Source organism: Pseudooceanicola batsensis HTCC2597, from assembly GCF_000152725.1.
Lineage (GTDB): Bacteria > Pseudomonadota > Alphaproteobacteria > Rhodobacterales > Rhodobacteraceae > Pseudooceanicola > Pseudooceanicola batsensis.
On sequence record NZ_AAMO01000009.1, the window covers coordinates 1 to 12,720 of the forward strand.

The 12,720-nt window shown below is 63.9% G+C and carries 16 protein-coding genes; 6 read left to right on the forward strand and 10 right to left on the reverse strand.

The window, feature by feature from the left end:
• The 5 genes from OB2597_RS02645 to OB2597_RS02665 all read left to right on the forward strand — a co-directional run.
• The coding region (locus OB2597_RS02645) for a flagellar M-ring protein FliF C-terminal domain-containing protein (RefSeq protein WP_009803967.1) at positions 1 to 743 on the forward strand (743 nt) is incomplete at its 5' end.
• 3 nt (positions 744 to 746) lie between these two features.
• A complete protein-coding gene (locus tag OB2597_RS02650) occupies positions 747 to 1,409 on the forward strand; it encodes a FliH/SctL family protein (RefSeq protein ID WP_009803968.1) in 663 nt (220 codons plus the stop codon).
• Positions 1,410 to 1,412: 3 nt separating this feature from the next.
• The gene (gene fliN, locus OB2597_RS02655) at positions 1,413 to 1,799 is read left to right on the forward strand and encodes a flagellar motor switch protein FliN (protein WP_009803969.1); all 387 of its coding nucleotides are present in this window, start codon (positions 1,413 to 1,415) and stop codon (positions 1,797 to 1,799) included.
• A gap of 3 nt (positions 1,800 to 1,802) precedes the next feature.
• On the forward strand, positions 1,803 to 2,636 hold the full coding sequence (gene fliP, locus OB2597_RS02660) for a flagellar type III secretion system pore protein FliP (RefSeq protein WP_009803970.1): 834 nt from the start codon (positions 1,803 to 1,805) through the stop codon (positions 2,634 to 2,636).
• A 15-nt stretch (positions 2,637 to 2,651) separates the two neighbouring features.
• The gene (locus OB2597_RS02665; RefSeq protein WP_009803971.1) at positions 2,652 to 3,698 is read left to right on the forward strand and encodes a flagellar motor switch protein FliG; all 1,047 of its coding nucleotides are present in this window, start codon (positions 2,652 to 2,654) and stop codon (positions 3,696 to 3,698) included.
• Positions 3,699 to 3,704: 6 nt separating this feature from the next.
• Here OB2597_RS02665 and OB2597_RS02670 read toward each other — a convergent pair whose 3' ends face one another.
• The 10 genes from OB2597_RS02670 to OB2597_RS02715 all read right to left on the reverse strand — a co-directional run bounded on the left by OB2597_RS02670 (position 3,705) and on the right by OB2597_RS02715 (position 11,693).
• The gene (locus OB2597_RS02670) at positions 3,705 to 4,529 is read right to left on the reverse strand and encodes a DUF1217 domain-containing protein (protein ID WP_009803972.1); all 825 of its coding nucleotides are present in this window, start codon (positions 4,527 to 4,529) and stop codon (positions 3,705 to 3,707) included.
• Positions 4,526 to 5,008 carry a flagellar biosynthesis repressor FlbT gene (locus OB2597_RS02675; RefSeq protein WP_009803973.1) on the reverse strand — a complete coding sequence of 161 codons (483 nt, stop codon included), beginning with the start codon at positions 5,006 to 5,008 and terminating at the stop codon, positions 4,526 to 4,528. The genes OB2597_RS02670 and OB2597_RS02675 overlap by 4 nt, the downstream gene beginning before the upstream one ends.
• 3 nt (positions 5,009 to 5,011) lie before the next feature.
• The gene (locus OB2597_RS02680) at positions 5,012 to 5,410 is read right to left on the reverse strand and encodes a flagellar biosynthesis regulator FlaF (protein ID WP_009803974.1); all 399 of its coding nucleotides are present in this window, start codon (positions 5,408 to 5,410) and stop codon (positions 5,012 to 5,014) included.
• 135 nt (positions 5,411 to 5,545) lie between these two features.
• Complete coding sequence (locus tag OB2597_RS02685) at positions 5,546 to 6,382, reverse strand: flagellin N-terminal helical domain-containing protein (protein ID WP_040608967.1); 837 nt, start codon at positions 6,380 to 6,382, stop codon at positions 5,546 to 5,548.
• 307 nt (positions 6,383 to 6,689) lie between these two features.
• Positions 6,690 to 7,526 (reverse strand): flagellin N-terminal helical domain-containing protein, encoded by an 837-nt coding sequence (locus OB2597_RS02690; protein ID WP_009803976.1) that lies wholly within the window; start codon positions 7,524 to 7,526, stop codon positions 6,690 to 6,692.
• Between the two features lie 282 nt (positions 7,527 to 7,808).
• Positions 7,809 to 8,645 carry a flagellin N-terminal helical domain-containing protein gene (locus OB2597_RS02695; RefSeq protein WP_009803977.1) on the reverse strand — a complete coding sequence of 279 codons (837 nt, stop codon included), beginning with the start codon at positions 8,643 to 8,645 and terminating at the stop codon, positions 7,809 to 7,811.
• A gap of 264 nt (positions 8,646 to 8,909) precedes the next feature.
• Complete coding sequence (locus OB2597_RS02700; RefSeq protein WP_009803978.1) at positions 8,910 to 9,746, reverse strand: flagellin N-terminal helical domain-containing protein; 837 nt, start codon at positions 9,744 to 9,746, stop codon at positions 8,910 to 8,912.
• A gap of 106 nt (positions 9,747 to 9,852) precedes the next feature.
• Positions 9,853 to 10,254, reverse strand: coding sequence for a flagellar P-ring protein precursor (locus tag OB2597_RS02705; protein ID WP_009803979.1), 402 nt, complete (start codon positions 10,252 to 10,254; stop codon positions 9,853 to 9,855).
• Positions 10,251 to 10,574, reverse strand: coding sequence for a rod-binding protein (locus OB2597_RS02710; RefSeq protein WP_009803980.1), 324 nt, complete (start codon positions 10,572 to 10,574; stop codon positions 10,251 to 10,253). Before OB2597_RS02710 ends, OB2597_RS02705 begins: the two co-directional genes overlap by 4 nt.
• Positions 10,575 to 10,586: 12 nt before the next feature.
• Positions 10,587 to 11,693: a flagellar basal body P-ring protein FlgI gene (locus OB2597_RS02715; RefSeq protein WP_040608968.1), complete on the reverse strand. Its 1,107-nt coding sequence runs from the start codon at positions 11,691 to 11,693 to the stop codon at positions 10,587 to 10,589.
• A 179-nt stretch (positions 11,694 to 11,872) separates the two neighbouring features.
• On the opposite strand from OB2597_RS02715, the gene OB2597_RS02720 reads away from it, so the two are divergent.
• Positions 11,873 to 12,586 (forward strand): response regulator transcription factor, encoded by a 714-nt coding sequence (locus OB2597_RS02720; protein ID WP_009803982.1) that lies wholly within the window; start codon positions 11,873 to 11,875, stop codon positions 12,584 to 12,586.
• Positions 12,587 to 12,720 lie beyond the last annotated feature (134 nt).

The window sequence follows — 12,720 nt, forward strand, 5'->3', positions numbered from 1 at the left end:
GCAAGACCGACGAGGTCGTGAATTACGAGATCGGCAACACGCAGAGCGAGACGGTCCGCGAACCGGGCGAGATCCAGCGCATCTCGGTCGCGGTTCTGGTGAACGGCATCTACAACATCCAGGACAACGGCGAAGTCGCCTATGAAGAGCGCAGCGAGGAAGAGCTTCAGCGGCTGAACCAGCTGGTGCAGGCCGCCATCGGCTTCGACGAGCAGCGCGGCGACAGCGTCTCGGTCGACAGCCTGCGCTTCATGGACTACTCGATGGACGTGGGCGAGCCGGTGTCGACCAGCTTCGTGCAGATCCTCAAGGACAACATGATGGCCATTCTGCGGGCGGTCTTCGCCCTGGCCGTGATCGCCGCGATCCTCGTGTTCGGGGTGCGGCCGCTGGTGGCGCGCGCCCTGCCCGAAAGGACCGAGGGCGAGGACCAGTCCGATGTGCCGGCCCTGCCCGGCGGCGAGGCGCAGGCCGAGGGCGAACTCGCGGCCGACGGCGACCGCGCTCCCCAGGGTCTTCCTGCGCCGCAGCAGGCGCGGCCTCGGCGCGCCGGGTCGGGCGGCGCGGTCTCGGGCACCGTCCTCGAACCGATCAGCATGGCGGGGCCGGATGACCTGGTGACGCTCGGTGCGGTGAACGGAGGCGTTCACAAGGGTTGGATCAATACCGTAAGCGGACTGGTCGAGCACCAGCCCGACGATTCACTGAAGGTCGTGAAGACCTGGCTGGCAGAGGGGTTGTAATCCATGAGCTTTGTCTTTGACCGGGATTTCGACGAGGAAGCGGAATTCGAGAAACGCAAGCGTATCCACGAGCAGCGGGCGATCTTCACGCCCGAGGACCTCGAGGAAGCGGTGCAGAAGGCGACGCAGGACGCCTACGAGGACGGTCGGCTTGCCGGACGCGCCGAGGCCTCGGTCCAGCATGCGGAAACCAACGCCGCCCGCTCGGCCGACGCGCTTGTGGTGCTGGCCCCCCGCCTGCAGGAGATCCTGACCCAGGCGGACCAGCACAAGGCGGCGCTGGAGCATCAGCTGCTGGACTATATCCTGACGATCTTCCGACAGGTGGTGCCGCAGCTGATGGACGACACGGCGCTTCTGCGGACCGAGGCCGAAATCAAGCACGCGATCCGGATGGCCATCGGCGCCTCGTCGCTGCGCATCGTGGTCCCCGCGGACATCGCGGGCGATCTGACCGAAAGCATCGATCATCAGGTGCAGCAGGCCGGCTTCCACGGCCGTGTCCAGATCCAGACCGATCACCGGATGCAGCCCGGTGATACCAAGGTGGTCTGGGATCACGGGATGCTGGACTTCAGCCTGAACGAGATTTGCGACCACATCCTGAAGGCGCTGAAGCAGGCCACCGACGACGCGCTGGCCCGCAGGAAAGCTGAATTGGAGTAAGCCTTGGCCGACGAACCCGAAGACAAGAAGCCGGACGAGACGGAGACCGCCCCCGAGCAGGCCGAACAGGCCGCTCCGGAGGCCGAGGAAACCGTGATGGACGCGATGATGTCGTCCCGCGGGGACGGCAAGGACGGCTACAACATCGACGCGATGCTGAATGTCGGCCTGAACATCCAGATCGTCCTGGGCCGGACACGGATGCCGATTTCGCAGTTGCTCAAGCTGTCGCGCGGCTCGATCATCGAGCTCGACAAGAAGATCGGAGAGCCGGTGGACATCGTGATCAACGACCGGCTGGTGGCGCGCGGCGACCTCGTCAAGCTGGACGAGGAACGGGTCGGTGTCTCGCTCATCGAGATCGTCAAAGACTACGTGTCGGAGAAATAGACGGTGCGGGCGGGGCTGACCGTCCGTCCGGCTGTCCCGGCGCTGCTCGCGCTCGGGCTGCTGTGGCATGGGGGCCCCGCCGTCGCGCAGGACGGCGGCAGCTTCCTGTCGTCCGTCACCGACGCGCTGAGCGACGCGGCCCCCGGCTCGGACGAACGGGCCACCCTGGCGGGCCGGCTGATCCAGCTGGTCGCGGCGATGACGGTGCTGTCGATCGCGCCGGGGCTGCTGGTGATCATGACCTCGTTCACCCGCTTCGTGATCGTCTTCTCGATGCTGCGCTCGGCGCTCGGGCTGAACCAGACGCCGCCGAACATGGTGCTGTCCTCCATGGCGCTGTTCATGACCTTCTTCGTCATGCAGCCCGTGTTCGAGGACGCCTGGGAGATGGGGATCGACCCGCTGATCAACAACGTGATCACCGAGGAGCAGGCGCTGGAACGCACCGCCGAACCCTTCCGCACCTTCATGCTGGCCAACACGCGTGAAAAGGACCTGGCGCTGTTCCAGGACATCGCGGCCCGCTCGGCCGGACAGACGGGGGCGGACAATCTCCAGGTGGACGAGGACGGCCTGCCCTCGTGGCGCAGCCTCGTCCCGGCCTTCATGATCTCGGAACTGCGCCGCGCCTTCTCGATCGGGTTCCTGATCTACCTGCCTTTCGTGGCGATCGACCTGATCATCGCCTCGATCCTCATGTCGGCGGGCATGATGATGCTGCCGCCGGTGCTCATCTCGCTGCCGTTCAAAGTCATCTTCTTCGTCCTCATCGACGGCTGGTACATGCTGGCCGGCTCGCTGATGGAAAGTTACCTGCCCGTCGCGGGCGGGGGTTAAGCAAAGGAAACCGCCATGGCCGTCACCGAAGTTCAGCGCAAGCAGACCCAGGGCCGTCTCCCCTCCCGCCGGCCGCTCAAGGGGCCCGAGAAGGCCGCGATCCTGTTCCTGTGCCTGGGCGAGCAGCGCGGCTCGGCCCTGATGCAGAAGCTGTCGGACGACGAGATCCAGACCATGACCCGCGCGATGTCGAGCCTCGGCGTCATCGATGCCGAACAGGTCGAACAGGTGATGACGGATTTCGTCGAGGGCATCGCCAACGGCGGCGGCGTCGTCGGCTCGTTCAGCGTGGCCGAGGACATGCTGCGCGCCTTCCTGCCCGAGGAACAGGTCAACGGCATCCTCAAGGACATCCGCGGCCCGCTGATGGAAAAGGACCTCTGGGCGCGGTTCTCGCAGCTGTCCGAGAACGTCATCGCCAACTATCTCAAGAACGAGCACGAGCAGACCATCGCGGCCATCCTGTCGAACGTGAAGACGGATGTCTCTGCCCGGGTCCTGCCGTTGCTGGGCCAGGACAAGATGCAGAACGTGGTGGAACGGATGATCCGCATGGAGGCCGTGCCCCACCACATGATGAAGCAGATCGAGGAAACGCTCCAGACCGACATCATCAGCGCCCCGGCCCAGCCGACTGCGAATGAGATGCAGCAGAAGATGGCGGACCTGTTCAACAAGCTGGACGTCGTTGCGTTTCAGGAACTCTCCGAGGCGCTGGAGCAGCGCATTCCCGAGACCTTCAGCGCGATCAAGGGCAAGATGTTCACCTTCGACGATCTCGCGAACCTCGAGGCGATGGACCTGGCCCGCGTCATGCGGGGCGCGCCGGGCAACGCCCTGCCGATCGCCCTGCGCGGTGCCAAGAAAGAGGTGCGCGACGTCTTCCTCGCCGCCCTGCCCGGCCGGTCGCGCGACATGCTCGAGGAAGAGATGAACACCATGGGCCCGGTTCGCGGTCGCGACGTCCGCGAGGCGCAGGCGGGGCTGGTCGACTATGCCAAGGAGCTGGCCGACGACGAGGTCATCGCCCTGCCGATGGCGGACGACGAGGAGTTCATCTGACCCGCGTCAGAAGTAGAACCGCGAGGCGGAATAGCTGACCGGGTCGATGTTCATCGTGATCTCGATGATCGAGGCGGCGGCGTTGCCGGAATTGCCGGTCAGCATCTGCAGCGCGCCGTTGCTCTGCGTCGAGGTGCCGCTCAGCGCGTCCGAAATGGCGACATATTTCCGCACCAGCTTGTCGACCACCTCGGGATCGCTCAGCGTGTCGAGGTCGATCTTGCTTTCCAGCAGTTCGGCCTGCTTGTCGATGTCGATGCCCGACATCTGCGACGGCAGCCCGAGCGCGGTCTGGAAGAACCGCGTCATCTGGTTGTCCTTGAGGATATCGAAGACCGAGTTGATGTCGCCGACCTTGTTGCGGAACTCGAGCGCGATCCCGACCGTCTCGTTCTGCTCTTCGGTGAAGTTGATGAACTGCCGTTCCACGTAACGGTCGACCATGCGGTTCTGCCAGGTGTTGAGGATCGTGTTCAGGTTCCCCTCCCCGTCCGTGCCGAAGCCGAGTTCGTTGTACATCTCGCGGAAGCGCGGATCCGTCAGCCGGTTCACCAGCGCGTCGTTCTCCTCGATGTTGCTCTTGAGAACCTTTTCGATCATCGCCTTGCCGAAGATCTGGTCCTCGAGATCGAAGGCGCGCATCACGAAGGCGTAGAGCTCCTGGTCCTCCAGCAGCTGATCCACGGTCTCCACGTCCTTGATATTCGCCTTGAAGTGCTCGATCGCGCGCTTGTGCTGCGCAGAGTTGCGAATGAGATCGAGTTGCGTGTCCCTGGTCTGCTCGACCAGTTTCAGGCCCGTGATGGACGGGAGACCGGATGTGGGGATCATCCTGCTTCTCGGCGGTACGCCGGCTCCTCTTCCTGGACGACGTGCTGGCCGTCGCGCTCCATTTCGTCGCGCAGGCTGGCGGGGCGCGGCACGTTCGCCCCGAGGATCTCGGCCTCGCGTTTCATCAGCGGACGCAGGGCGCGCAGGGCTTTGTAGAAATCGCCCTGGCTGACGAAGTTCGCGGCCTCGAACACGCAATGCACGTTCGGCGGCCCGAATGCGGTGGCCAGCGCCGCCAGCTGCTGCTGGATCGGCTTGCGCAGCTTGTCCTGCAGGGCGGGATCCGTCAGCGCGGTCTGGACCAGGAAATAGGCCTGGTTCACCGGCGTCACGGCCGCCTTCTTGCTCAGCAGGTCCTGGCCGCGCACGACGTCGGCCTTGGTCTCGATGACGATCGTCGACTTGCGGGTCGAGTTGCGGACCACGCATCCGTTGATGACGAGCCTCTCGAACGGTTTCAGTGTAAGTTGCAGCGCCATCCGTCAGCCCCTCGGTCCGGGTGAGTGGCCGGAGAGGCCGGAGATGAGGTTCTGGTTGATCTGGACCAGCACGCCCAGCCCGGCGCTGCCGCCAAGGCAGTTGGCCGTCTGGCGTTCCACGAACAGCGCCAGCGAGATTAGGCCGGCCTTCAGCTGAACCGGCAGACCGTTTTCGGGCTGGGAAAGATCGTGCTTGATCGTGGACCAGAGCTTGAGGTTCTCGGCCAGGTGCGACCGAAGCCCGCCGGCCAGGAGATCGGCCCTGTCCGCGCGCGAGGCGGCCTTGTCGAAGGGCGTTGATTTCTTTTCGAGTTCGCCCGTCACGCGAAGGAAGACCCTCCGTTCGATCTGTCGGGGGGACTCACTTTCTCGGATCGTGCGTTTGTACGCCGCGATGCTCATCTTGACCTGTCCTCGTGTTCCGCTTTCTGCGGTTTTGATTGTGTGGTTCGTTTTGTGCCCCCGGTTGGGTCCGGGGTGGATTGTCGGAGGGCCGCGGCCAAAGCGCCCCTCCGCTTTTCATGATCGCTCGGCGCGTTACTGGAACAGGCTGAGGATGTTCTGCGGCGACGAGTTCGCGATGGAGAGCGACTGCGTGGCCAGCTGCTGCTGCACCTGCTGCGCCTGAAGCCGTGCGGCCTCCTGTTCCATGTCGGCGTCGATCATCGACCCGATGCCGCTGTCGAGCTTGTCGGTCAACTCGGCCAGGAATTCCTTCTGGGTTTCGATGGACCGTTCGGCAATGCCGAGCGAGGTGGCGGCGGCCACGGCGGCCGAAAGCTGCGCTTCGGCTTGCTGCAGCACGGCGACCTGCGCCCCGGCCGAGTCGGCGGTGGTGACGTTGATGGCGTTCATGACAGAGGCGATGGCGCCCAGGTCCTGCTGCATGAAGGACATCGTCGTGGTGCTGATCGTGCCTCCGGCGGCGCGGCTGATCCCGGTGACCAGCGTCACGGTCGTGGCGGCGTTGACATAGTCGGTGCCGTTGAAGGTCGACTGCGCGATGGTCGTGGTCATACGGGCGACCAGTTCGTCCAGTTCCGCCTGGACGTCGGCGCGGACCTCTTCGGTGCCGCCCTGGGCAAAGGCGACGCGTTCGACGAAATCATTCGCCAGTTCGACCAGCGTTTCGGCGCCGAGGCGCGCGGTCGAGACGGCGTTTTTCTGCAGAGTCAGGGTCTCGTCGATCGCCTTGAACATGCCGCTGTCGCCGGCCATCGTCTTGGAGATCGAGAAATAGGCTGCGTTGTCCTTGCCCGATGCGATCTTGAGACCGGTGGAAATACGCCCCTGCGTTTCCGTCAGGTCGTTGTTGATCTGACGCAAAGTGGACAGCGCGGTCATCGCGCTGTGGTTCGTGAGGATAGAAGACATCTCTTACTGCTCCGATTTATTTTTATCGTGTCGCCGACTTCTGTCGAAAACGGGCCTGCCCGTGCGCGCACCGTAACACCTCTGATTGTGAATGTGTAAGAGAATATTTGCACGTGCAGCGACTGTTGCACAGGCGTCACGCCCCGCACCCTTTCAGGGCAGGTGGCGCAGGTATATCAATAAGTGCAATTACGTCAGTGCAATAGCCCGGCAGACACGGTGTGCGTCAGCAAAAGATCGGGGGTATGCAGTCGTGGTGAGGCCGCGTTCTGCCGCGGCCCCGATTGTTGACTAAGTGCTATTCCTGTTAGCGGAACAGACTGAGGATGTTCTGTGGTGCCGAATTCGCGATCGAGAGCGATTGCGTCGCCAGCTGCTGCTGGACCTGCAAGGCCTGAAGCCGCGCCGCCTCGTCCTCCATGTTGGCGTCCACCATCGAGCCGATGCCGCTGTCGAGCCGGTCGGTCAGTTCGCCGAGGAAGTCCTTCTGCGTCTCGATGGATTTCTCCGCGATACCCAGGGCCGTGGCCGAGGCGACGGCGGCGGAAAGCTGGTACTCGGCCGCCTGCAGCGCAGAGGCCTGTTGCGTGGCCGTGCCCGCAGAAGCGATCGAGACCGCATCGAGCGCGGACTGGATTGCGCCCAGATCCTGCTGCATGAAGGACATCGTGGTGGTCGAGATCGAGCCCGAAGAGGACCGGCTGATCCCGGTGACGACCGTCACCGTGCTGTTCGCGTTGACGTAGTCGGCGCCGTTGAAGGTCGACTGCGCGATCGTGGTCGCCATGCGGGCGGCCAGTTCGTCAAGCTCGGCCTGAACGTCGTTGCGGACTTCCTGGGTGCCGCCCTGCGCGAAGGCGACGCGCTCGACAAAGTCCTGGGCCAGGTCCACCAGGGTTTCGGCGCCGAGGCGCGCGGTCGAGACGGCGTTTTTCTGAAGTGTCAGGTTCTCGTCGATCGCTTTGAACATGCCGCTGTCGCCGGCCATCGTCTTGGAGATCGAGAAGTAGGCGGCGTTGTCCTTGCCCGAAGAGATATTCAGGCCCGTCGAGATCCGGCCTTGCGTGTCCGAAAGGTCGGAGTTGATCGAACGAAGGGTCGACAGGGCGGTCATCGCGCTGTGGTTTGTCAGGATGGAAGACATTGTCTGCTCCGATTATTCTTATCTATTTATCGGATTTCTTCCGAACCCGGGCCTGCCCGTTGGGCCAGTAAACAAGGACTTTCGGGCAAAATTAAGAAACCGGTCACAAAGAGCGCACTTTATCGCGAGTTTTTTTCCGTGATTTGCCAAAAGGTTGTGTGGCGCTCGCGTGGATCGGGGCGAAATGTGGCGGAAATGGGGCAAAGGATCGGCAAAATCGGAAGGCCGCGACCAGGGCGGCCTTCCGAAGGTTCTCGGCCCTGGCGGGCTAGCCGAAGCGGATCAACGGAACAGGCTCAGGATGTTCTGAGGGGCCGCATTCGCGATCGAGAGCGACTGCGTCGCCAGCTGTTGCTGGACCTGCAGGGCCTGAAGTCGCGCCGCCTCGTCCTCCATGTTGGCGTCGACCATCGACCCGATGCCGCTGTCGAGCCGGTCGGTCAGTTCGCCAAGGAAGTCCTTCTGCGTCTCGATGCTTCTCTCGGCGATCCCGAGCGAGGTCGCCGCGGCCACGGCGGCCGACAGCTGCGCCTCGGCGGTCTGCAGCGCGGTCGCCTGCGCGCCGGCGGAATCCGCACCCGTCAGGTCGATCACGCTCAGCGCCGTCTGGATCGCGCCCAGGTCCTGCTGCATGAAGGACATCGTGGTGGTCGAGATCGAGCCCGAAGAGGACCGGCTGATCCCGGTGACGACTGTCACCGTGCTGTTCGCGTTGACATAGTCGGCACCGTTGAAGGTCGACTGCGCGATGGTGGTCGCCATGCGCGCGACCAGCTCGTCGAGCTCGGCCTGCACATCGACACGCACTTCTTCGGTGCCGCCCTGCGCGAAGGCGACGCGCTCGACGAAATCCTGGGCCAGGTCCACCAGGGTTTCGGCGCCGAGGCGCGCGGTCGAGACGGCGTTTTTCTGCAGCGTCAGCGTCTCGTCGATCGCCTTGAACATGCCGCTGTCGCCGGCCATCGTCTTGGAGATCGAGAAATAGGCGGCGTTGTCCTTGCCCGATGCGATGCTCAGGCCGGTCGAGATCCGGTTCTGCGTGCTCGCAAGGTCGCCGTTGATTTGCCGCAGGGTGGACAGCGCCGTCATGGCGCTGTGATTGGTGAGAATGGAAGACATGGTCTGCTCCGATATGTTTCTTATCGAGTCATCGGATTTCTTCCGAAAACGGGCCTGCCCGTACTGCAGAGTCTGCGCCCGGTTTCGGGCATAAATAAGATAGCGAAACCACCCGAGACCGCGCGCAAGCTGCGCGGGATCCAAGCGTAAATTCATATAGTTGAATTTTTTTGCCCGCCGAATTGCGGCAGAAATGTGGCGAATCAGCTTCAAAAGCAAAGGGGAGGCCGCGCGCGGCCTCCCCTCGTCATCCAGGTACCCGCCTCAGCGGAACAGGGACAGGATGTTCTGTGGCGCCGAGTTGGCGATGGAGAGTGACTGCGTCGCCAGCTGTTGCTGGACCTGCAAGGCCTGAAGCCGCGCCGCTTCGTCCTCCATGTTGGCGTCGACCATCGAGCCGATGCCGCTGTCCAGCCGGTCGGTCAGTTCGCCGAGGAAGTCCTTCTGCGTCTCGATGCTCTTCTCGGCAATGCCGAGCGAGGTCGCCGCGGCCACGGCGGCCGACAGCTGCGCCTCGGCGGTCTGCAGCGCGGTCGCCTGCGCGCCAGCGGAATCCGCGCCCGTCAGGTCGATCACGCTCAGCGCCGTCTGGATCGCGCCCAGGTCCTGCTGTGCGAAGGACAGCGTCGTGGTCGTGATCGACCCCGAGGAGGAGCGGCTGATGCCGGTGACGACGGTCACGTTGGCGGTCGAGTTCACATAGTCGGCGCCGTTGAAGGTCGACTGGGAAATCGTGGTGGCCATCCGTGCGGTGAGTTCGTTGAGTTCCGCCTGAACGTCTGCGCGGACCTCTTCGGTTCCGCCCTGTGCAAAGGCGACGCGCTCGACAAAGTCGTTGGCCAGGTCGACCAGGGTCTCGGCGCCGAGGCGCGCGGTCGAGACGGCGTTCTGTTGCAGGGTCAGGTTCTCGTCGATCGCCTTGAACATGCCGGAGTCGCCGGACATCGTTTTCGAGATCGAGAAATAGGCGGCATTGTCCTTGCCCGAAGAGATGTTCAGACCGGTCGAGATACGGCCCTGGGTGGCCGAAAGGTCAGAGTTGATCGAGCGCAGGGTGGACAGCGCGGTCATCGCGCTGTGGTTCGTCAGGATGGAGGACATATTCTGCTCCGCAGTTTTTTTGTTATCGCGTAACCAGATTTCTTCCGGTGACGGGCCTGCCCGTGGGCTCAACTAAACGGCGAATTGGGGCGAGAATATGAAAAATTCAGAGCGATTGGTCGAAATGTTGGGAGGACGAGACGTCGCGCGGGCGCTTTTCGCCGTCGGGCCCATAAGTGCCCGAAAGCGAATGACGGTCGCGGATCCGGTCGAGCTCGTCGATGATGGCTCCGGTGGCATCCGTCATTTTCTCAAGCAAAGCATGGTCTTGCGCGATCAGTTCGCGCAGTTCGGCAAGCTTCGTGCGCAGCTCGGCCGCCTGCGGATGGTCCACCAGAAGAGCCTGCGGCGTCGCGAATGCCTCTTCGACCTCGGCCAGAAGGGCGGTCTTTTGCGGATAGATCTCGGTCACTTCGCCAAGCCGGCCGCTGGTGATCGCGGCGATTTCGTCCCGCAGCAGCCGCGAGAGCCGCTCTACCACAGAGAGTGCCTGCGCCATCGAGGTCATGTCGCACCGCCTTTCGCGGTCATCGCGTCGCGGTAGGCGCCGATGCTCTGTTCCACGCTCTGCGCGATGCCGGTGGTGCCGCGCGCGGCCAGCTCGTCGGCATAGGCGCGGGCCAGGAAGCTGCGCCAGGTTTCCTCGGCAAAGCCGCCGGCCATGCTGCCGACCTCGACCGTCTTGAGCATCTCCTCCATGACCTGGGTCAGGAAGACCGACTCGAAATCCCGGCCCGCGGACTGGGCCGGGTCGGGCGCGCCGCCTTGCCGGGACATGTATGCCTGGCCCCGTGCCAGCGCGGTCATCGTCGTGCCGGAAATGTCCATCCGTTTCCTCCCTCAGATGATTTCCAGATCGGCGTGCAGGGCCCCCGCGGCCTTGATCGCCTGAAGAATGGATATGGTCTGCGACGCCGTGACGCCGATGGCATTCAGCCCGTCGACCAGCCGCTGAAGGCTCACGTCGCCTTCGAGGATGGTGAAATGCGCCTCGGCCTCCTGCACCTCGACCTCGGTCTGGGGCACGACCACGGTGGTGCCGCCGATGGTGATCGGCTCGGGCTGGCTGACCTCGATATCCTCGCGGATCACGACCGTCAGCCCGCCCTGGCTGACCGCGACCTTGTCCACCCGGACATTCGCGCCGATCACGATGGTGCCCGACCGCGCGTCGATCACCACCTTGGCCACGCTGTCGGGCTGAACCATCAGGTTCTCGACGGCCGCCATCATCTCGGGCGTGTCGCCCTTGTCGTTGCCCACGACCTCGATCGTGGTGCTGTCGAGAACCTGTGCCGTCCCCGGCCCCAGGGACTGGTTGATCTTGTCCGCCACGCGATGCGCGGTGGTCATGTCCGGCGTGCGCAGCGCGATCCGGAACGACCGCAGCGAAGCGAGGCGGAAGTCGATCTCGTTCTCGACCGTCGCGCCATTCTCGATCCGGGCGACGGTCGGCACGCCCTCGACGATCGAGGCATTCGCCCCCTGCGCCGCATATCCCGCCACGGCGATCGGCCCCTGCGCCACGGCATAGACCTCGCCATCCGCGCCGGATAGCGGCGTCACGATCAGCGTCCCGCCGCGGAGGGACGATGCGTCGCCGAGGGAGGAAACCACGACATCAATCGTCGAACCGCGGCGGGCGAACGGCGGCAGCATGGAGGTCACCATGACCGCCGCCGTGTTCTGGGTGCGCATTTGGTCGTCCGAGAGGTTGCCCACCCCGAGACGTTCCAGCATGCCCTCGATGGATTTCTCGGTGAACGGGCTGTTGCGCAGCGTGTCGCCCGTGCCGTTCAGACCGACCACGAGGCCATAGCCGACTAGCTGGTTCTCGCGCACGCCCTCGAAACTGGCGATATCCTTGATCCGGACATCCGCCTGGGCGGCATCGATGGCCGGTGCGACGGCCAGCATCAGGGAAAGGACTGCTCTGAGAACCCGCATGACCCACGTTCTTCGTGTTTGTTGCAAGAATTATTGCCCCAATTGTGACATAAACACAAGAATAGATTGTAAACGGATCTTGCCTGTGGACGGATTTGCTTGACGCTCACATAACTGTGTTTCTATCATGTAAGAAAAACACAAGAGGCCGATCAAAATAACAAGGATCGGGGAGCAGTATGCATATTTATCTTTACGAGCCGCGCGCGGATCGTCTCAACGGACTCATGGTTGAACTCCGGTCGGCGCGGATGAAGCCGGTGCCCATCCAGGCCGCCTTCTTCCGCGGCGAGCTCGGGCTTCTCAACCGGGGCGGGCACGAGGACCGGCCCTTCCTGCTGGCCGAGAACCCCGACCTGCTGGACCAGATCGCCGCGCTGCGCGCCGCCGGCTGCTCGAACCCGATCCTGGTGATGCGCGATTTCCGCAATTCGCGCGACACCGCCGCCGCGCTCGATGCGGGCGCCGACGACGACATCGTCATTCCGGTGAAGGCGGTCGAGCTGCGCTCGCGGATCAACTCGATCACCCGCCGCTCGCACGGCCATGCCGCCGAAAGCATCCAGGTCGGCGAGGTCACGGCCTTTTTCGACGGGCGCGATCCGGAGGTGTCGGGCGGCGTGGTCAAGCTGTCGCGGCGCGAACATGCGATCTTTCAGCAGCTGGTGCTGAATGCCGGTCGCGTAGTATCCAAGGGGGCGATCTACGACGCGGTTTACGGCATGGCCGAGGATCAGCCCTTCGACAAGGTGATCGACGTCTACATCTGCAAGATCCGCAAGAAGATCGACCAGGCCTCGGCGTCCGGTCACAACTATATCGAGACGGTGCACGGCCGGGGCTACAAGTTCTCCGCCGCCCCCGAGATCCTCAAACGCGCCGGGGGCATGTAAGCCCGCCGCAGGTCGCCCGCGCCGGCGTCATCCTCGGGCCCCGCCCGGGGGTCTCGTGCCGTCCGCGCGCCCCGTGAACGAAGACCCGACCCCGGGTGCGAGGATGATATTCCGCGGGAGGGGCGACATCACCG

Excerpts from the sequence above, each read along its gene's own strand:
- OB2597_RS02650 (WP_009803968.1), top strand. The coding sequence starts at position 747 with ATGAGCTTTGTCTTTGACCGGGATTTCGACGAGGAAGCGGAATTCGAG.
- OB2597_RS02665 (WP_009803971.1), top strand. The coding sequence starts at position 2,652 with ATGGCCGTCACCGAAGTTCAGCGCAAGCAGACCCAGGGCCGTCTCCCC.
- OB2597_RS02670 (WP_009803972.1), bottom strand. The coding sequence starts at position 4,529 with ATGATCCCCACATCCGGTCTCCCGTCCATCACGGGCCTGAAACTGGTC.
- OB2597_RS02675 (WP_009803973.1), bottom strand. The coding sequence starts at position 5,008 with ATGGCGCTGCAACTTACACTGAAACCGTTCGAGAGGCTCGTCATCAAC.
- OB2597_RS02680 (WP_009803974.1), bottom strand. The coding sequence starts at position 5,410 with ATGAGCATCGCGGCGTACAAACGCACGATCCGAGAAAGTGAGTCCCCC.
- OB2597_RS02685 (WP_040608967.1), bottom strand. The coding sequence starts at position 6,382 with ATGTCTTCTATCCTCACGAACCACAGCGCGATGACCGCGCTGTCCACT.
- OB2597_RS02690 (WP_009803976.1), bottom strand. The coding sequence starts at position 7,526 with ATGTCTTCCATCCTGACAAACCACAGCGCGATGACCGCCCTGTCGACC.
- OB2597_RS02695 (WP_009803977.1), bottom strand. The coding sequence starts at position 8,645 with ATGTCTTCCATTCTCACCAATCACAGCGCCATGACGGCGCTGTCCACC.
- OB2597_RS02700 (WP_009803978.1), bottom strand. The coding sequence starts at position 9,746 with ATGTCCTCCATCCTGACGAACCACAGCGCGATGACCGCGCTGTCCACC.
- OB2597_RS02705 (WP_009803979.1), bottom strand. The coding sequence starts at position 10,254 with ATGACCTCGATGGCGCAGGCACTCTCTGTGGTAGAGCGGCTCTCGCGG.
- OB2597_RS02710 (WP_009803980.1), bottom strand. The coding sequence starts at position 10,574 with ATGGACATTTCCGGCACGACGATGACCGCGCTGGCACGGGGCCAGGCA.
- OB2597_RS02715 (WP_040608968.1), bottom strand. The coding sequence starts at position 11,693 with ATGCGGGTTCTCAGAGCAGTCCTTTCCCTGATGCTGGCCGTCGCACCG.
- OB2597_RS02720 (WP_009803982.1), top strand. The coding sequence starts at position 11,873 with ATGCATATTTATCTTTACGAGCCGCGCGCGGATCGTCTCAACGGACTC.